The sequence below is a fragment of the Bordetella genomosp. 10 genome (genome assembly GCF_002261225.1).
GTDB lineage: Bacteria > Pseudomonadota > Gammaproteobacteria > Burkholderiales > Burkholderiaceae_B > Bordetella_C.
This window is the reverse complement of record NZ_NEVM01000005.1, coordinates 1129147-1146399: the sequence shown is the minus strand read 5'-3', so window position 1 is coordinate 1146399 and position 17253 is coordinate 1129147. Positions and strand designations below refer to the sequence as shown.

The following is a 17253-nucleotide window of genomic DNA, read 5'->3' as shown; positions in this document are numbered from 1 at the left end:
GACGACTGCGTCAATCCGCGCAAACGGGAGCGTCGCCATGCGTGTCCGCGACCGGCAGGGACACCGGTTTTTTTCCGGTCCCGTCCGCGGCGATCAAGGGCGCCGTGGGCAATGCATGCTGGCGGGCCTGTATGAAGGCCAGGCAGTGTTCGCCGGCCAATGGCCTGGAGAAGTAGTAGCCCTGGAAGTGCGTGCAACCCAAGGCGATGAGTTGCTCCAACTGGATCTGTTCTTCCACGCCTTCCACGATCATGAGCACGCCTAGCGTATGACTCAGCTTGACGAGGCTGTCCACGATGTGGCTGTTGACCGCGCCGTTGCCGACGGTCGCCAGGGAGCGGTCCAGCTTGACCGTATCCAGGGGAAGCTGTCGCAGATAGTTGAGCGAGGTCTGCCCCATGCCGAAGTCGTCGAGCGCGATCCGCACGCCGGCCGCGCGCAGGCGGTTCAGGCCGTCGATGGCGTGCATCGCCGTGCCCAGGGCCGTGCCTTCCGTGATTTCCAGTTTCAGCATCCGCGGCGGCAAGCCCGTCGCGTCCAGGATGGCGCAGACCTGATCCGCGAATGCCGCTTCCAGCAGGTGGCTGGGCGTTATGTTGACCGACATGACGAAATCCTCGGCCACCTTGCCGCGCCACGCCGCTCGCTGCTCGCAGGCCAGCGTCATGATGCGCAGGTCCAGTTCGCCGATGGCGTCCAGGTCCTCGGCGAGCGCCACCGTCAGGGAAGGCGCGATACTGCCGTAAAGGGGATGCCGCCAACGCAGCAGCGCTTCGACGCCGGTGACCTTGCCCGTGGCCGCCTCGACCTGCGGCTGGTATTCGAGGAATAGCTGCTCCCTTGTCCGCAAGGCATGCCCAAGGTCATTGGCCAGGGCCAGCGCCATCCGGCTCGGCAGGCCATTCAGGGGCGGCAGCTTCTTCTGGGGCCGGGCCGACTCCTCCGAGTCCGCCATCTCCTGGAGCCTGTCGATCAGGTCGCGGGCGCCCGTCAGGGACAGGCGATCGGCGGCTCGCACGAAGGGTATGTAGATCGCCGTCCCGACGGCCAGGCTCACGATCTGGACGATCACGCCCGCCCAGGAGCCGGTCACGGCGTAGCCGCTGAAAAGCACGGGCATCGTCCAGTTGATGTCGACCCCCGTGCCGGGCATCCAGCCGGCGGCGAGGGCGCCGTAGGCGATAAGCGCCTGGACCACGGGCACCGTCACGAACGGCACGGCGTAGCTGGGATTGAGCACCACCGGCAGGCCGAAAAGCAGTGGTTCGTTGATGTTGAAGACGGCCGGCAACAACCCCAGCAGCGCGATGCGGCGGTTGCGAAGCTGGTTGCTGGCAAGCCGCAAGGCGGCGATCAGGCAAAGCGTGCTGCCGGATCCGCCCATCCGGGTGAAGAAGTGGAAGAACAGGCTCGTGAACAGTTCACGAGGCTCGTTGCCCGCCATGACGTCGGCGATGTTGATGGCCGACGCCGGATCGAAGACACGGGCCTGGACCTCGTACAGCAGGTTTGGACCGTGCATGCCGAAGAACCACAGGATTTGCGATGCGACGAGGTAAGCCAGGGCGACGAAAATGTTGTCGTCGGCGCCGGAGTGTCCCTGCAAGGTCGCCGCAAGCATGGCATCGAACATGCCGTGCGGCACGAGCCGTTCGAACGCCACCTTGGCGACGGCAAAGACGAGGATCGTGGCGACGCCCGCCGGGAGGACCGCGACGACATCCCCGACCAGCGGATCGTTGTCCAATGCCCTTACGGAGCCGCGCAGGCGATCCACTGCCGCCAGCCGCAGGAAGAGGCTGCCGCCGAGGGTGGCCACGATCAGGGCGGTGAGCAGTCCTTTGTCGAGCGCCAGCATGGTCAGCGAGGCGGGGCTGTCGTCGGAAAGCGCAGTAATGAAGAAACAGGCGAATACGGTCGTGGCCGTCGTGGCCGGGTTGACGTGGCGCCGTCCGGGCTGGTCGTTGTGCAGATGGGTCAGCGCGATGGAAAAACCCATCAGCACGACGAGCGACGCGATGTTCTGCGTGGCCGCGATGACGTGATCGCAGATATGCGGGATGTCGAAAGCGGAAAGCTGGCTTAATTGCTGGCGCAGGAAGCGCGACGGCAGATTCTTGACGAGCGATGCGATCGCACCGAGAAGAATCAGCGGCAGGGAGAGAATCAGCCCACGTTGCAGCGCGATGAAGTACGGCGTCTTGCCGAGTCGTTCCAAGGCAGATTGCAAGCGTGGCCACATTCTGATTATGTCTCCCGAAATGCTATGTCGCGGCGTGCTTCCTGAGCCGATGGATTATGGAAGCCCGATTCGGTGAGCTGCTGTCGATTCCTCCGGGATGCATCTTACCTCCGCCAGGCGGCAATCATGCATGCTTGCAAGGCGTTTACGTCGCGGCCGCTTTTTCCCGCAGCATGTCCTGGAACGCCGCGAAGATGCGGCGCATGTAGGGGGCCTTGTAGGGAAAGAGGTCTTCGGGATCCATGGCGTGGACGATGCCGCAGGTGTCGCCTTCGAAGACCAGCAGCCGGCCGTCCGGGGTTTCCGCGCAGTCCATGACGAAATAATCGAGGCCGACGCGGCGATGGATTTCCGCGAAGGCGGCGGCGTGGCGGGCGCCGAAGCCGCTGTCGAAACCCAGCATCTGTGCGCCTTCCTCGGCGCGGTTGGCGGCGTTCTCCAGCATGTCCGCGTTCAGGTAGTGCACCATCCAGCGCGGCGAGATGCCCAGGTGGCCCAGGAAGGGTCGGCCCGCCACCATGACGACGCGGTATTTGCGGAAAAGGCCGTCGGCGCTGCGGTAGTCGACGAACTGCGAAAGATAGAACGCCGCGGTCTGAGCGTCGCCGGCCGCATCGTGCGCGGCGAGGTAGGCGGCCAGGTCGGCGGGCCGGTCGATCTTTTCCAGGCCGTGGCCGGCGTGCGAGTCCAGCGGGCGCACCAGCACGGGATAGTCCACGCCGGGCAGCAGGTCGGCCGGCCGGGTTCGGCCGCTGGCCAGGGCGTCGAGATCGGCGCGCGCGACACGCCGGATATGCGGCACGATGATGCCCGCGGCGCCATCCAGCGCCGCGCCCAGGCCGTCGCGGGAGGTCTTGAGCACGTGCTCGGGCCGGTTCAGCACCGGACGATGCCATTGGGCGACCGGCGCTTGCAGCGCTTCGAGTAGCGGCCGGTTGGCGCTCGATTCGCCGACGGCGACGATCAGCGCGTCGTGTTCGGGTAATTGCCGCGGCGCGGGGATGCCTTCGCCCACGTAGAGGATGTCCAGCGCGATATCGGAATCGGCGACCAGGAATTCCAGCGGCGTGTTGGCGAGGAAGTCTCCGCAAGCGACCAGGGCCAGCAGGCGCAGCGCGGCGGGCTGGCGGGCGGCCGGCATGTGGTACAGCGGTTGCGTCTGCACCGCGTGCCGTTGCAAGGCCAGGGCGGTGTCGCGCTGGCCGAGCAGTAGCAGGACCATGGACAGGTCCAGCGCGGCATTGGCGTCGTTCGCGTCCTGCTGCGCGCGCGCCAGCAGTTGCCGGCGCAGGCCGTCGAGATCGCCCTTCCGGAAAGCGAGCGTGATCAGGCGCGCCTTGCCGATGAGTTCGGGATAGGGGGCGGAGGGCGATGCGCCGGCCGGGGATTGCGTCGTCGGCTGGGTCGTTGCGTGGGTCATGGCAGGACGTGCGGTTCGGAGGTGGCGCGGTCCGCGCGGGAAGGCGGGGCGGCGTCGGCGTGATCGGGGGACTCGGCGGCGCGGCGGGCGGGCGAGGGCGCGGCCTCGGCGTCGTCGCGCCCGGGCGGCAGCGGCGCTTGCCCGGTCAATTGCGCGCCGATGGACAGCACCGCGTCGAACAGGCGGCCGGCGTCCGCATGGGTGCTGCGGTGATTGACGATGGCCGCCCGGATGGCCAGGGCGCCGCCGATGCGGGTGGTGGAGGGCGCGGCCACGCCGGATTCCTGCAGTTCCAGCACGATGGCCGCATTCAGGCGGTCGGCCGCCGCCGCGTCTTCGGCGCGGTAGCGGAAGCAGACGATATTCAAGGCCACCGGCGCCAGCAGCTCCAGGCGCGGTTCGGCCTGAATGCGGCGCGCCAGGCCTTGCGCCACCTCGCAGGTATGGGCGATGACCGCGCCCAGGCGATCGGCGCCGTAGACCGTCAGCGTGAACCAGGTCTTCAAGGCGCGGAAGCCGCGCGACAAGTCCGGTCCGAGATCGCAGGGCCAGGGCGAGTTCGCCGCCAGGCCGCGGTCGTCCCGGCTCAGGTAGGTGGCGCTGGCCGCGAAAGCCGCCTGCTGCGCGGCGCCGTCGCGGACCAGGATGAAACCGGCGTCATAGGGCACCTGGCCCCACTTGTGGAAATCGAAGGCGATGGAGTCGGCCCGCTCGATGCCGCTCAGCAGGGGCGCCAGCGCGGGCGCCAGCATGGCCAGCGCGCCGAAGGCGCCGTCGACGTGGAACCAGAGCCGCTCGCGGGCGGCGATATCGGCCAGCGCCGCCAGCGGGTCGACCGCGCCGGTGTCCACGGTGCCGGCCGTGCCGGCGACCAGGAAGGGCCGCAGGCCGGCGCGGCGGTCCGCGTCGATGGCGGCCTGCAATGCGGCCGGGTCCATGCGGAAGCGGTCGTCCACCGGGATCTTGCGCAGGTTTTCAATGCCCAGCCCGGCGATGTCCATGGCCTGGGCGATGCAGCCATGGGCGCAGACGGACGTATAGGCGACCAGCCGGTCGGATTGCGCCGCCACGCCGGCCTGGCGCACGGCGCGGCCCAGCGCCGCGGTGCGGGCCACGAGCACGCCGATCAGGTTGGCCATGGAGGTGCCGGTGACGAACAGGCCGCTGGCGCTCGCGGGCAGGCCGAACAGCTCGGCCATCCAGCGCGCGATCTGGCGTTCCACTTCGATGGGGATCTGGTTGCGTCCGCCCAGGTTGGCGTTCAGCCCGGCGGCCAGGGTCTCGGCCAGCATGCCCACGGCGCTGCCGCCGCCGTGCACCCAGCCCATGAAGCCGGGATGCGCGTTGCCCACCGCGTACGGCAGGATTTCCGTCATGAAGCGGTCGTGGGCATCGGCCAGGTCGGTCGGCCGGCGCGGCAGCGGCGTGCCGAAGCCGGCCCGCACGGCCGGCGGGGCGGGTTGCCAGACGGGCCGTTCGCGCAGCGTGCTCAGGTAGTCGAACATGTCGTCGAGCATGCGGTGCCCTTGCGCGCGCAGGGCGGACCAGTCGGCGGGATCCAGGGAAGCCTGGGGCTCGGCGGGGACGGCGGAGGGGGGCAGGGGCGATTGCAAGATATCTTCGGGCCAGGGAAGCCCCGCCCGCGGCGGGGCGGTGTGGCCGATAGCGGAGTCAGGGGCATGTTGCCATCGCCCGCCGCGCCGGGCACAGCGGATCAGCGGCCCACTTGCCGGCCATTTTGGGCTTTTGGACGGGTTTTCGTCCGGGACGGCGTCCGCGGCCGCCGAAGTTACCTACAATCGTCCGGGTTTTATCCGCGTTGTCCTGGCCATGCGCCGGCCATGGACCCGACCATCGAGAGGCAGCAGCAATGGCAGCACAGGCGACCGATCCGCAAGGCAAATCCCGGGACAGCGGCCCGGCGGGGCCGTCCCCCGGCGCCGGGGATCCCGCCGGCGGCAAGGGCGTGGCCTGGCTGGTGGCCGGCGCGTTCTTCATGGAGATGCTGGATTCCACCATCATCACCACCGCCCTCCCGGAAATGGCGCGTTCCTTCGGCGTGCGGCCGGCCGACATGTCCGTCGGCATGAGCGCCTACCTGCTGGCGCTGGCCGTGTTCATTCCCATCAGCGGCTGGGTGGCCGACCGCTACGGTTCGCGCAAGGTGTTCGGCGGCGCGGTGGCCTTGTTCACGTTCGCGTCGATCCTGTGCGGCCTGTCGCAGAGCCTGGCGCAGTTCACCGCGGCGCGGGTGTTGCAGGGGCTGGGCGGCGCCATGATGGTGCCGGTCGGCCGCCTGGCCGTGTTGCGGGCGACGCCCAAGAGCGAACTGGTGCGGGCGATCGCCATCATCACCTGGCCGGGGCTGGCGGCGCCCGTGATCGGGCCGCTGGTGGGCGGGGTGATCACCACCTATATGGGCTGGCACTGGATTTTCTTCCTCAACGTGCCCCTGGGCCTGGTGGGCATGCTGCTGACGCAGCGCCTGGTGCATGGCGAGGCGGGCGGCCGCCGGCCTTTCGACACGTGGGGTTTCATCCTGACCGGCGTGGGATGCAGCGTCTTCATGTACGCCATGGACTTGTGCGGCGAGCTGACGGTGAGCCTGCCGGCCGTCGCGGGGCTGCTGGCGCTGGCCGTGCTGGCCTTGTCGCTGGCGGTGCGCCATTTGCGGCGGGCGCCGCATCCCCTGGTGGACCTGACGGCCATGCGTTATCCGACCTTCGCGGTGACGGTGTACGGCGGGTCGCTGTTCCGCATCGCCATCGGCAGCGCGCCCTTCCTGCTGCCGCTGATGTTCCAGGTCGGCTTCGGCGCGACGCCGGTGCAGGCGGGCAGCCTGATGCTGGCGCTGTTCGCGGGCAACCTGGCCATGAAACCGGGCACCGGCTGGGTGATGCGCAGCTTCGGCTTCCGGCGCGTGCTGGTGGTCAACGGCCTGCTGGTGGCGCTGGGCTTCGCCGGCTGCGCGATGCTGGGCGCCGATACGCCGTACTGGCTGGCCTGCGCGCTGCTGTTCTTCTGCGGGATGTGCCGCTCGATGCAGTTCACGGCGCTGAATACCCTGGGTTTCGCCGACGTGCCGCGCGACGCGATGACGGGCGCGACCACCCTGTTCAGCGCCTGCCAGCAGTTGAACGCGGGCATGGGCATCGCCTTCGGCGCGATTGCGCTGCGGGCCGCCGAATGGGCGACCGGCGTGGCGGGGGCCGCGCCCGGGCCGCAGGCGTTTCGCCTGGCCCTGGCGGCGTCGGCGGTGCTGGCCTTGCTGGCGATCGTCGACAGCTTCCGCCTGCGGGCGGACGCGGGGGCGGCGATCAGCGGGCACAACAAGCCGAAGGCGGCCTGACGGCCCCGGGAGCAGCCCTCCGGCGCTAGCGGTGGCTCGCGGCGTGCGAGCTCTTATTGGCCGCGCGGGTGCGCGCGGCCTTCTTGGCGGCCGCGGAACGGCCGGCGGCGCCCTTGGTGGCGGCCGCCTTGCGGGCGGCGGCGGAGCGGTCGGCGGCGGTCCGCTTGGAGGCGGCCGACCGGCCCTGGGCCGACAGCGCCCGCTTCGACGCGCCCGCGCCGCTTTCGCGCTTCAGGGCGCGCGTGGTGGCGGTGGCGCGGCGGGTCGACTTGCGCGCCGCGCCGGACTTCGTTTCCTTGGCATGGGCTTCGTCCTGGTGCGCCTTTTTCTTCGTGGCGGCGGAAGCGGTCGACTTGGTCGGGACCTTCACGCCCGCCCGGCGCGCCTCCGACAGCCCGATGGCGACGGCCTGCTTGGCCGAACGGACGCCGTGCTTGCCTTCCCGCACGTGATGGATCTGTTCCTTGACGAATTCGCCGGCCTGGGTGGAAGCGGACTTGCCCTGCTTCTTGTCGCGGGCGGCGCGAGCGACGGTTTTGCTCTCCGGCATGATGAATACCTCCTGAAAGATGGCCGCGCGGTTCGGAATGCCGATGCGGCGGCGCGTTCTGGAATGGCCACGCCGTCGGAAAGCCTGCTGCAGCGCGGTTACGCCATTTCAGCAAGCGTTGTGCCGTGGATGACGTGGATGAGGCGGCAACGCACGCCGGCACGCCGCCGCCCGCCAAGGGCTGAGCACGCCGCTTGCGGCGCGACCGGGCCGGCGCGTGCCGGCAGCGTGACCGCCGCCCCGCGGAACAGGAGAAAGCTCATGGCCAATCATGTCTACAAACAGGTCGAACTGGTCGGCTCGTCGACCACATCCAGCGACGACGCCGTGCAGCGGGCGATCGAACGCGCATCGCGGACGCTGCGCAATGTCGAATGGTTCGAAGTGACCTCCGTGCGCGGCCACGTCGAAAACGGCAAGGTCGCGCACTGGCAGGTCTGCCTGAAGCTGGGAATGCGGATCGAGGAGCCCGGCGAGTAAAAGCTGCAAGAAGCTGGAAGACGCCCCGTCAGGACGCGAACTTGGCGACCCAGGCGACGTAGCGGTCCATCCAGCCTTGCAGGAAGGCCTTGGTGTCGGCGTTGGTGATGTCGTGTTGCGCGTCGATCAGGCCTTCCTTCATCTGCAGGAAGACTTCCGGCGTGGTGAGCGCGGGCGCGCCTTCGGCCGCCAGGATATTGCGCAGGTGCTGCTGGGCCATCGCGGTGCCGGCGGCGCTGGGCGAGGTGCCCACGATGCCGACGGGTTTGTTGTTCCAGTTGTTCTGCCCCCACGGGCGGGTGCCCCAGTCGATGGCGTTCTTCAGCGCGGCCGGGACGGAGCGGTTGTGTTCCGGTGTGACGAAGAGGGCGCCGTGCGCGCCCGCGATCAACGCCTTCAGCGCCGCGGCGGCGGCGGGCATATCGTTTTCGTCGTCCTGGTTGAAAAGCGGGATGTCGGCCAGGCTGGCGTACTTGAAGGTGACGTTCTCCGGCGCCAGCTTTTCCAGCGCCTTGGCCAGTTGAAGATTGATGGAGCCCTTGCGCAGGCTGCCCACCAGAACGGCGATGTCGTAATTCATGGAACGCTCCTCATCGTAGGGAAAGACCGGCAACCAGTGTAGAGAGGCGATCGTTGCCGGGCAATGACGCGGGCGGAGCAAGCGGCGTGCTGCGTGGCGCGATGGGCCGGATCTCCGATGCCTTGGGACAACGGGGATGCACCGAACGGGTGCATCGATCCCGAATCCTCACCGCGCCGAGGCATGTTGCGGTGCAATGCAATGTCCAGGACGCCGGCACTTTCACCCGGCGCCCGGCGTTTGTTGCGATGCAATGCTGGCACGAACTTTGCTTTAGCTGATTCAGGGTTATCCCCAAGATTCAGTCGTAGCAGGAGCTGTCATGTCCACCCCCGCCAATCCGCCCGTGACCATGCTGGTCACCCGCCACATCGCCCCCGAACGCTACAGCGATTTCCTCGCCTGGCTGCGCCAGGGGGAGATCCTGGCCGCCGGTTTTCCCGGCTTCCTGGGCTCGGGGGTGTTGCAGCCCCCGGAGGGCGGCGACCAGTACCAGATCGTGCTGCGTTTCCACGACGCGGCCAGCCTGGACCGCTACGAGCGCTCGCTGCCGCGCCGCATGTGGCTGGAGCGCGGCGCGCAACTGGTGCGCGCCAGCAAGGTCCACCGCGCCACCGGCATGGATAGCTGGTTCGGGCCGCAGAAAAGCGCGCCGCCGCGCTGGAAGCAGGCCTTCAGCATCTGGGTCGTGTACTTCCCGGCCTTGCTGGCCTTCAGCCTGGTCTTCAAGGAGCCGCTGTCGGCCATGCCCACCTTCTGGCGCGTGCTGCTGACGTGTTCCCTGATGACGCCCGTGCTGTCCTACGTGCTGATCCCGCTGGCGACGCGCGTGCTGCATGACTGGCTGCATCCCGGCGTGCCGCGGCCGCCCGCGCCCGCGGCGCTGCGGATGCTGGGCGGTCTGTTGCGCCTGCGCGGCGACGACGTGCGCGTGCGCGGCGGCTGATCCGCCGGCCCGGACCGCCGGCCTGAATCGCCGGCCGGCCGTGACGACGCCGGCCGCGCGGCTTCGCCCGCCATTCAACTGCCAGTCATCTGCTAAAGTGCGCTCCATTTACCCGGAGCGCGCCGCATGAATTTCGCCATGTCAGACCTCGCCACCCTGGTTCCGCGCCTGTTCGACCTGGGCCTGAACCTGCTGACCGCGATGCTGATCCTGGTGCTGGGCTGGTGGGGCTCGGCGCTGCTGGGCAAGTGGGTGCGGCGCATCGCCGGGCGCTCCACCCGCGTCGATCCCACCGTCATTCCCATTTTCCATTCGACCGTGGTCTGGTCGATCCGCATCTTCACCTTGGTGGCCGTGCTGGCGCGCTTCGGCGTGCAGACGGCCAGCATCATCGCGGTGCTGGGCGCGGCCGGCCTGGCCGTCGGCCTGGCCTTGCAGGGCACGCTGCAGAACATCGCCGCGGGCATCATGCTGCTGCTGTTGCGGCCGGTGCGCGCCGGCGAGTTCGTGACGCTCAGTTCCGGCAGCAGCGGCACGGTGGAAGAGGTCGGCATGTTCCTGACCCGCCTGGTGCAGCCCGACGGCGTCCATGTCAGCCTGCCGAACAGCACGGTGTGGAACGCCACCATCACCAATTTCAGCCGCAATCCCACGCGCCGCTTCGACATGCCGGTGGGCATCCGCTACGGCGACGACCTCGACCAGGCGATTGCCCTGCTGACCCGGCTCGTCAACGAGCATCCGCTGGCGCTGAAGGAGCCGGCGCCCGAGGTCCGGGTGTTCGAATACCTCGACAACGTGATCACCGTGAACGTGCGCTCCTGGGTGGCGTCGCCGCGTTACTGGGAGTACCGCTGGGACCTGTTGCGCCAGGCGCGCCTGCTGCTGGACGAAAACGGCTACCAGCCGCCCGTGCCCGTGCGCGTGGTCTCGGAGGCGCGGCATGAAGGGGCGCGCCACCAGGAGGCAGGGCAGCAGGAGGCGCAGCAGCAGGAAACGCGGCCCTAGCCCTGCGCCGTCTTCAGGCGCGCCAGTTCCGCCTTGATCCAGCCCGCGATCTCGCGTTGCCGCTGCGCGGGCATCCGGTCGATGATGGCCGTCACGCTGATGGCCAGCAGGGGCGCGCCGTTGGCGTCCAGCAGCGCGCATCCCACGCCCAGCGCGCCGCGCACCGCGTGATTCCCCACTACCGAATAACCGCGCGCGCGGGTGGTGTCGATCAGGCGCAGCATTTCGTGGGTGGTCATGCCGCCGTATTCGTCCAGTTGCCCGGCATTGCGCGCGACGATGCCCTGGGCGACGTCGTCCGGCAGGGCGGCCAGCAGGGCCATGCCGCCGGAGCCCACGCCCAGCGGCTGGCGCTTGCCGGCGTAGGTGGCCAGGATCTGCACCGGATAGCCGCCGATTTCCCGGTGCAGCGAGATCGATTCGTCGCCTTCGCGCACGACCAGGAACACGGCGTCGCCCGTGCGCTCGGCCAGCCGCCTCAGGATGGGCAGGGTCTGCCGCAGGCGCGGATCGGGCTCGCTGGCGGCGGCGGTCGGCGCCAGCATGGCGCGGTACTTCTTGGTGTCCGGCACGGCCTGGACCAGGCTCGCTTCCAGCAGGGCCGCCAGCAGGCGGTAGATGGTCGGGCGCTGGATCTGCGTATGGCGCGCCAGGTCGGTCACGCTGAGTCCGTCGTTGCCGTGGTCGCGCAAGGCGGCCAGCACTTGCAGCCCGCGCCGCAGCGTGCGGGGGCCGGTGGAGGTGGAGCGGCTGTCTTCCATGAAATCCAGGAGCGCCGGCAGCCTGCGTTCGCGCTGCCGCGGCCGGCGGCGCCCGGGTGGCAAGGGCCATCCGCGCGGCCTCGGGCCGCGATAGTCGCGCGCGGAGCCTGCCCGGCGCGGTGTCTCGTTGTGTCGGGTGTCCTGCCGGCGCGGCAGCAGCGCCGCCGCCGGCATTTGGCGTCCAAGCCGTGGACATCTTGTTGCCGTATGTTGCCTGATCTCCGAAAATCAGGCAGCAAAAATTTTTAGACGTCCATCGACTGGACAAATTTGGAGAGAGGCAGATGAGCCAAAAGCTTGCCCTTTTGCGCAGGGTGGCCGCGACCGTGGCCGGCGCGTGCGCTGTAATGACTTTCGGCGGGGTGGCCCAGGCCGCCTACCCGGACAAGCCCGTGCGTATCATCGTGGGTTTTTCGGCGGGCGGCACGACCGACGTGATCGCGCGCATCATGGCCAAGGAGTTGACCGAGGCCACCGGCCAGTCCTTCGTGGTGGAAAACAAGCCGGGCGCCGGCAGCAACATCGGCGCCGAATACGTGGCGCGCGCCCCGGCCGACGGCTACACGCTGTATTTCGTCGCGGTCACCAGCGCCATCAACCAGACGCTGTATCCCAAGATCAAGTTCGACCTGGTCAAGGATTTCGCGCCGATCGCCCTGGCGGCCAAGGTTCCCAACATCCTGGTGGTCAATCCCAGCGTGCCGGTGAAGTCGGTCAAGGAGCTGGTCGATTACGCCAAGGCCCACCCGGGCAAGCTGAATTTCGCGTCCTCGGGCAGCGGCACTTCCATCCACATGGCGGGCGAGCTGTTCAAGCAGCAGGCCGGCATCGACGTGACGCACGTGCCCTACAAGGGCAGCGGTCCCGCCGTTACCGACCTGATCGGCGGCCAGGTGCAGTTCATGTTCGACAACATGCCGTCGTCCTGGCCGCACGCGCAGAGCGGCAAGCTGCGCGCGCTGGCGGTGACCACCAAGGAACGTTCGCCCAGCGCGCCCGACCTGCCCACCATGGCCGAGTCGGGCTTCCCCAAGTTCGACGTGTCGTCCTGGTTCGGCCTGATCGCGCCGGCCAAGACGCCGCCGGAAGTGCTGGACAAGCTGAACGGCATCATGGAGCAGGCCCTCGACAAGCCTGAGGTCAAGCGCAGCTTCGACCAACTGGGCGCCGTGCCGGCGAAGACGACGCGGGCCGAGTTCGGCCAGTTCATCAAGTCGGAAGTGGACCAGTGGGCGGTGGTGGTCAAGGCCTCCGGCGCCACGGTCGATTGATTTGATGGCTTGAGCCAGAGACCTAAAACGGGCGGCCTACGATGGCCGCCCGTTTTTTTGGGGGAGGCGCGCCGCGCAGTGGGGCGCGCCGCCCTACGTTTCCCGCTTCTTGCGCGCCGTGGCCAGCATGGCGGTGCAGACGCCGCGCAGCATGTCCACCTCGTCGCGCGTCAGGCCGCTGCGGCTGAAGAGATGGCGCATGCGCGGCAGCAGTTTCTTGGGATGCCGCGGATCGAGGAACTGGACGGCGACCAGCGCTTCTTCCCAATGCGCCAGCAAGGCCTGCACCGCCGCGCTCGACGCCGGCGCCGCGCCCGGATCCGGCGTGGCGGCGGGCGCGGGCGGCAGCAGGGGCGCGCCGCTGTCGATCAGCAGGGCGTAGCGCAGCTCCCAGGCCGCCAGTTGCAGCGCCTGGGCCACGTTCAGCGAGCTGTATTCGGGATTGGCGGGAATATGGCAGATGCGGTGGCAGGCCGCGATATGGGCATTGGTCAGCCCGGCCCGCTCGGTACCCAGGACGATGGCGACCTCGCCTTCGGCGTGTTCGTCCAGGTGCGCGCGCGCCAGCTCGGCCGCCTGGCGGATGTCGCAGGGCGGAGGACCGAGGTCGCGCACCCGCGCCGTCATGGCGAAGGCCAGCGTGACCGGCGCCAGCGCTTCCTCCAGCGTCGCGTGCACGCGGGCGGCGGCCAGCACGTCGCCGGCGCCGCTGGCCAGCGCCACGGCCTCCGGCTGGGCTGTCATGTCGCTGAATTTCGGCTCGACCAGGGACAGTCCGGAAAAGCCCATCGTCTTGATGGCGCGGGCCGCCGAACCGACGTTGCCGGGATGGCTGGGCTGCACCATGACGAAACGAACGCGTGAAAATGCCTGAGTCATTTAAAATGCCACGTTTGGCGCAAGCAGGCCGGCCTTGTTTCGGTCCGCGGCTCCCTGTTTCAGGGGGCGGCGCGGGCTGGGAAGGGTTCCCGCCCGAGGCCGCGGCATCGATGGCGATCCATCGACAAGCCGCCGGCGGTCCGCTTGCGCGTTTGTGCGAATATTACGGAAATCTATGCACCCGATGCTCAACATCGCCATCAAGGCGGCCCGGCGTGCCGGCACCATCATCAATCGTGCCAGCCTCGACCTGGAAAGACTCAACGTAGCCAAGAAAGGGCCGCGGGATTATGTCACGGAAGTCGACCAGGCTTCGGAAACCGCCATCGTGGAGACCTTGCGCGCCGCCTATCCCGACCATGCGGTGCTGGGCGAGGAATACGGGCACCAGGGCTCGGACCAGGCCGAATTCCAGTGGGTGATCGATCCGCTGGACGGCACGACGAATTTCATACACGGCTTTCCCAATTACGCCATCTCCATCGCCCTGCTGCAAAAGGGCGTGCCGACCCAGGCCGTGGTCTTCGATCCTTCGCGCAACGAGCTGTTCACCGCCAGCCGGGGCAGCGGCGCCTTCCTGAACGACCGCCGCGTGCGCGTTTCGGGCCGCACGCGCTATCACGAGGCCTTGCTGGGGGCGCACTGGGCCGGTTCGGCCGGCCCCGACCAGGGCAGCGGCAAGTTCCGCCAGGTGGCGGAGAACGTCATCGGCGTGCGCCGCATGGGTTCGACGGTGCTGGACCTGGCCTATGTGGCCTGCGGGCGCCTGGACGGCTTCTGCGGCGTGGGCCTCAAGCCCTGGGATCTGGCGGCCGGCAGCCTGCTGGTGCTGGAGGCCGGCGGCCTGGTGGCGGATTTCACGGGCGAGCAGGGCTGGCTGGATTCGGGCAACGTGCTCGCCGCCACGCCCAAGATCTTCACCCAGGTGCTGGGCACCTTGCAGGGCGGCGCGGCGCAGGCCTGATCCGTCAATTCCGGCGCCGCAAACGGTCAGACCCGTCGGGCCTGCCTTGTTCGCGCGCGGGGCCTGCTGTGGGTAGGCCGGGGGAGAGGGGGAACGCGGCGATTGGGGCGGGGGACCGATCGGGTCTGTAGGGCTATTTCACCTCCGCGCGGCGCCGCGCGCCATCCGCCACAAAGCCTAAACAACCCTCATCCTTTCCGCCGGTCCGCGCCCCCGCCGGCCTTCATGACCGGCGCGGCGCGGCTTTTCGAGTACGATTACCGGTTCCTTAACTGCTGGAGTTGCACATGGAGTGGCTGCTGGACCCCGCTGCCTGGGTCGGCCTGCTTACCCTCGTCATCCTTGAAATCGTTCTCGGGATAGACAACCTCATCTTCATCGCTATCCTCGCCGACAAGCTGCCGCCCAAGCAGCGCGACCGCGCGCGCATCATGGGGCTGTCGCTGGCGCTGCTCATGCGCCTGGTGCTGCTGTCGGTCATGTCCTGGCTGGTCACGCTGACCACGCCCTTGTTTTCCCTCGGGCCGCTCAACCCCTCCGGCCGCGACCTGATCCTCATGGCGGGCGGTTTCTTCCTGCTGTTCAAGGGAACCATGGAGCTGCACGAGCGCCTGGAAGGCGTGCAGCACGCCAGCCATGGGCCGCGCGTCTATGCCAGTTTCTGGGTCATCGTGACGCAGATCGTGGTGCTGGACGCGGTGTTCTCGCTGGACTCCGTGATCACCGCCGTCGGCATGGTGGACCACCTGGCCATCATGATGATCGCCGTGGTGATCGCCATCGGCATCATGCTGCTGGCCTCCAAGCCGCTGACCCGCTTCGTCAACGCCCATCCCACCGTGGTGGTGCTGTGCCTGGGCTTTCTGCTGATGATCGGCTTTTCGCTGGTCGCCGAGAGCTTCGGCTTCAAGGTGCCGAAGGGCTACCTGTACGCGGCCATCGGTTTCTCGGTGCTGATCGAGGCCTTGAACCAGCTCGCCCGCCGCAACCTGCTGCGGCTGGACGCGCGGCGCCCCATGCGCGAGCGCACCGCCGAGGGCGTGCTGCGCATGCTGGGCAAGCGCCCGCCGGTGCCGGTCGACGAAGAGGCCGAGACGGACGGCGACGACCAGGCGCAGCAGCCGCCGGCCTTCGGGGTCGAGGAGCGCAACATGGTCAGCGGCGTGCTGACGCTGGCGGAACGTTCCATCCGTTCCATCATGACGCCGCGCACCGACCTGACGTGGATCGACATCGACGACGACCCCGAGACCATCCGCGCCCAGATCACCGCCGCCCCGCACAGCTTCTTCCCGGTCTGCCGCGGCACGCTGGACGAGGTGCTGGGCATCGCGCGCGCCAAGGACCTGGTGGCCGATCTCATCACGGAAGGCCGCGTGCGGCGCGAACGCCTGCGCGAACCCATCATCGTGCACGAGTCGATCGGCATCCTGCGGCTGATGGACATCCTCAAGCGGGCGCGCGGCCAACTGGTGCTGGTGGCCGACGAGTTCGGCGCCATCGAGGGCCTGGTCACGCCCATCGACGTATTCGAGGCCATCGCCGGCGAATTCCCCGACGAGGACGAGTCCCCCGACATCGTGCCGGAGGAAGAGGGGCGCTGGAAAATCGACGGCGCGGCCGACCTCCACCATGTGGAGCAGGTACTGGAGACGGATGGTCTGGTCGACGAAGCTCAGGAATACTCGACCCTCGCGGGTTATCTGCTGTCTCGCTTCGGCCATCTGCCGCAGCCCGGCGATACCTGCGAATTCGTGTCGCCTCACGCGCGTTTCACGTTCGAGGTGCTACAACTCGACGGCCGCCGCATCGCTTCGGTCCGTGTCCAGCGCTTGTCGCTCGACGTGGCCCAGGGAGGCGACGGCGCCGATTCCTGACCTTACCCCGACCCGTCCGCCACCGTGACTGAAAACACCCTCTATCTGGTCAAAGCGATATTCCTGGGCATCATCGAAGGGCTCACCGAATTCATCCCGGTGTCCAGCACCGGCCACCTGATCCTGATCGGGGACTGGATCAATTTCGAATCGAACAGCGCCAAGGTGTTCGAGGTCGTGATCCAGTTCGGCTCCATCCTGGCCGTCATGTGGATTTTCCGCGAGCGGCTGTGGCGCCTGATCCGGGGCACGTTCACCGGCGTGCGCAGCGAAATGCTGTTCACGCGCAACCTGCTGGTGGCCTTCCTGCCGGCGGCGGTGATCGGCGCCATCTTCATCCACGCGATCAAGTCGCTGTTCTACCATCCGGCGGTGGTGGCGACCACGCTGGTGTTGGGCGGGCTGGTGATGCTCTACGTGGAACGGCGCACGCGGTCGACGACGCCGGGGCCGCACTCGGCCGCGCTCGACAGCGCCTCGGAGGTGCACGCCAGCGCGCACCGGCTGGAGGAAATCACCTGGAAGCAGGCCCTGGGCGTGGGTTGCGCGCAATGCCTGGCCATGGTGCCGGGCGTGTCCCGTTCGGGCTCGACCATCATCGGCGGCATGATCGCCGGCCTGCAGCGCAAGACGGCCACGGAATTCTCCTTCTTCCTGGCCATGCCGACCATGCTGGGCGCGACGGTCTACGATTCCTACAAGAACATGAGCGTCCTCACCCAGCACGACGTCACGGGCATCGTCGTGGGTTTCATCGCGGCCTTCCTGAGCGCGCTGGTGGTGGTGCGCGCGGTGCTGCGCTTCGTCGCGAACCACACCTATCGCGTATTCGCCTGGTACCGCATCGCGCTGGGCATCGTGGTGGGGGCGGTGCTGGTCCTGCGCTGATCTGCCGTCATCTTCGACGGGCGGCCCTATCGATGGGC

At 68.4% G+C, this 17253-nt stretch carries 16 protein-coding genes; 8 read left to right on the top strand and 8 right to left on the bottom strand.

Translation table 11 applies throughout. From position 1 onward, the window contains the following. Positions 1–10 precede the first annotated feature (10 nt). From CAL29_RS21315 to CAL29_RS21305, 3 genes are all read right to left on the bottom strand, one after another. Positions 11–2218: an EAL domain-containing protein gene (locus CAL29_RS21315; protein WP_256977655.1), complete on the bottom strand. Its 2208-nt coding sequence runs from the start codon at positions 2216–2218 to the stop codon at positions 11–13. 169 nt (positions 2219–2387) lie between these two features. After that, positions 2388–3662, bottom strand: coding sequence for an ATP-grasp domain-containing protein (locus CAL29_RS21310; protein ID WP_218831881.1), 1275 nt, complete (start codon positions 3660–3662; stop codon positions 2388–2390). Continuing rightward, the gene (locus tag CAL29_RS21305; RefSeq protein WP_256977654.1) at positions 3659–5275 is read right to left on the bottom strand and encodes a pyridoxal phosphate-dependent decarboxylase family protein; all 1617 of its coding nucleotides are present in this window, start codon (positions 5273–5275) and stop codon (positions 3659–3661) included. Before CAL29_RS21305 ends, CAL29_RS21310 begins: the two co-directional genes overlap by 4 nt. Before the next feature lie 257 nt (positions 5276–5532). Here CAL29_RS21305 and CAL29_RS21300 point away from each other — a divergent pair, with 257 nt between their 5' ends. Continuing rightward, positions 5533–7011, top strand: coding sequence for an MFS transporter (locus CAL29_RS21300; RefSeq protein WP_094855001.1), 1479 nt, complete (start codon positions 5533–5535; stop codon positions 7009–7011). A 25-nt stretch (positions 7012–7036) separates the two neighbouring features. Here CAL29_RS21300 and CAL29_RS21295 read toward each other — a convergent pair whose 3' ends face one another. Continuing rightward, a complete protein-coding gene (locus CAL29_RS21295; protein WP_094855000.1) occupies positions 7037–7561 on the bottom strand; it encodes a DUF6496 domain-containing protein in 525 nt (174 codons plus the stop codon). Positions 7562–7659: 98 nt separating this feature from the next. Continuing rightward, positions 7660–7824, bottom strand: coding sequence for a hypothetical protein (locus CAL29_RS31665; RefSeq protein WP_179284130.1), 165 nt, complete (start codon positions 7822–7824; stop codon positions 7660–7662). On the opposite strand from CAL29_RS31665, the gene CAL29_RS21290 reads away from it, so the two are divergent. Then, positions 7823–8041, top strand: coding sequence for a dodecin (locus CAL29_RS21290; protein ID WP_094854999.1), 219 nt, complete (start codon positions 7823–7825; stop codon positions 8039–8041). The genes CAL29_RS31665 and CAL29_RS21290 overlap by 2 nt on opposite strands. Positions 8042–8069: 28 nt before the next feature. Here the strand turns inward: CAL29_RS21290 and CAL29_RS21285 are convergent, their stop codons facing one another. Beyond that, positions 8070–8621 carry an NADPH-dependent FMN reductase gene (locus CAL29_RS21285; protein ID WP_094854998.1) on the bottom strand — a complete coding sequence of 184 codons (552 nt, stop codon included), beginning with the start codon at positions 8619–8621 and terminating at the stop codon, positions 8070–8072. A gap of 322 nt (positions 8622–8943) precedes the next feature. On the opposite strand from CAL29_RS21285, the gene CAL29_RS21280 reads away from it, so the two are divergent. Next, positions 8944–9567: an antibiotic biosynthesis monooxygenase gene (locus tag CAL29_RS21280; protein WP_256977653.1), complete on the top strand. Its 624-nt coding sequence runs from the start codon at positions 8944–8946 to the stop codon at positions 9565–9567. Between the two features lie 126 nt (positions 9568–9693). Next, on the top strand, positions 9694–10575 hold the full coding sequence (locus CAL29_RS21275) for a mechanosensitive ion channel family protein (RefSeq protein WP_094854997.1): 882 nt from the start codon (positions 9694–9696) through the stop codon (positions 10573–10575). On the opposite strand, the gene CAL29_RS21270 is transcribed toward CAL29_RS21275, so the two are convergent. After that, positions 10572–11336: an IclR family transcriptional regulator gene (locus CAL29_RS21270; protein ID WP_094856809.1), complete on the bottom strand. Its 765-nt coding sequence runs from the start codon at positions 11334–11336 to the stop codon at positions 10572–10574. The two genes, CAL29_RS21275 and CAL29_RS21270, sit on opposite strands and share 4 nt — an antisense overlap. A gap of 347 nt (positions 11337–11683) precedes the next feature. Here CAL29_RS21270 and CAL29_RS21265 point away from each other — a divergent pair, with 347 nt between their 5' ends. Beyond that, positions 11684–12607, top strand: coding sequence for a Bug family tripartite tricarboxylate transporter substrate binding protein (locus CAL29_RS21265; RefSeq protein WP_256977863.1), 924 nt, complete (start codon positions 11684–11686; stop codon positions 12605–12607). A gap of 93 nt (positions 12608–12700) precedes the next feature. On the opposite strand, the gene CAL29_RS21260 is transcribed toward CAL29_RS21265, so the two are convergent. Next, the gene (locus CAL29_RS21260; RefSeq protein WP_094854995.1) at positions 12701–13486 is read right to left on the bottom strand and encodes an RNA methyltransferase; all 786 of its coding nucleotides are present in this window, start codon (positions 13484–13486) and stop codon (positions 12701–12703) included. A 175-nt stretch (positions 13487–13661) separates the two neighbouring features. Here CAL29_RS21260 and CAL29_RS21255 point away from each other — a divergent pair, with 175 nt between their 5' ends. The 3 genes from CAL29_RS21255 (at position 13662) to CAL29_RS21245 (ending at position 17215) form a co-directional block, all read left to right on the top strand. Next, on the top strand, positions 13662–14450 hold the full coding sequence (locus tag CAL29_RS21255) for an inositol monophosphatase family protein (RefSeq protein WP_094854994.1): 789 nt from the start codon (positions 13662–13664) through the stop codon (positions 14448–14450). Positions 14451–14737: 287 nt separating this feature from the next. Beyond that, the gene (locus CAL29_RS21250; RefSeq protein ID WP_094854993.1) at positions 14738–16327 is read left to right on the top strand and encodes a TerC family protein; all 1590 of its coding nucleotides are present in this window, start codon (positions 14738–14740) and stop codon (positions 16325–16327) included. A 24-nt stretch (positions 16328–16351) separates the two neighbouring features. After that, positions 16352–17215, top strand: coding sequence for an undecaprenyl-diphosphate phosphatase (locus tag CAL29_RS21245; RefSeq protein WP_094854992.1), 864 nt, complete (start codon positions 16352–16354; stop codon positions 17213–17215). Positions 17216–17253: the final 38 nt, after the last annotated feature.

Bases quoted from the DNA above. Each gene is read 5' to 3' on its own strand.
- CAL29_RS21270 (WP_094856809.1), bottom strand. From the start codon at position 11,336: ATGGAAGACAGCCGCTCCACCTCCACCGGCCCCCGCACGCTGCGGCGC.
- CAL29_RS31665 (WP_179284130.1), bottom strand. From the start codon at position 7,824: ATGAGCTTTCTCCTGTTCCGCGGGGCGGCGGTCACGCTGCCGGCACGC.
- CAL29_RS21310 (WP_218831881.1), bottom strand. From the start codon at position 3,662: ATGACCCACGCAACGACCCAGCCGACGACGCAATCCCCGGCCGGCGCA.
- CAL29_RS21285 (WP_094854998.1), bottom strand. From the start codon at position 8,621: ATGAATTACGACATCGCCGTTCTGGTGGGCAGCCTGCGCAAGGGCTCC.
- CAL29_RS21300 (WP_094855001.1), top strand. From the start codon at position 5,533: ATGGCAGCACAGGCGACCGATCCGCAAGGCAAATCCCGGGACAGCGGC.
- CAL29_RS21280 (WP_256977653.1), top strand. From the start codon at position 8,944: ATGTCCACCCCCGCCAATCCGCCCGTGACCATGCTGGTCACCCGCCAC.
- CAL29_RS21250 (WP_094854993.1), top strand. From the start codon at position 14,738: ATGGAGTGGCTGCTGGACCCCGCTGCCTGGGTCGGCCTGCTTACCCTC.
- CAL29_RS21295 (WP_094855000.1), bottom strand. From the start codon at position 7,561: ATGCCGGAGAGCAAAACCGTCGCTCGCGCCGCCCGCGACAAGAAGCAG.
- CAL29_RS21275 (WP_094854997.1), top strand. From the start codon at position 9,694: ATGAATTTCGCCATGTCAGACCTCGCCACCCTGGTTCCGCGCCTGTTC.
- CAL29_RS21290 (WP_094854999.1), top strand. From the start codon at position 7,823: ATGGCCAATCATGTCTACAAACAGGTCGAACTGGTCGGCTCGTCGACC.
- CAL29_RS21265 (WP_256977863.1), top strand. From the start codon at position 11,684: ATGACTTTCGGCGGGGTGGCCCAGGCCGCCTACCCGGACAAGCCCGTG.
- CAL29_RS21255 (WP_094854994.1), top strand. From the start codon at position 13,662: ATGCACCCGATGCTCAACATCGCCATCAAGGCGGCCCGGCGTGCCGGC.
- CAL29_RS21260 (WP_094854995.1), bottom strand. From the start codon at position 13,486: ATGACTCAGGCATTTTCACGCGTTCGTTTCGTCATGGTGCAGCCCAGC.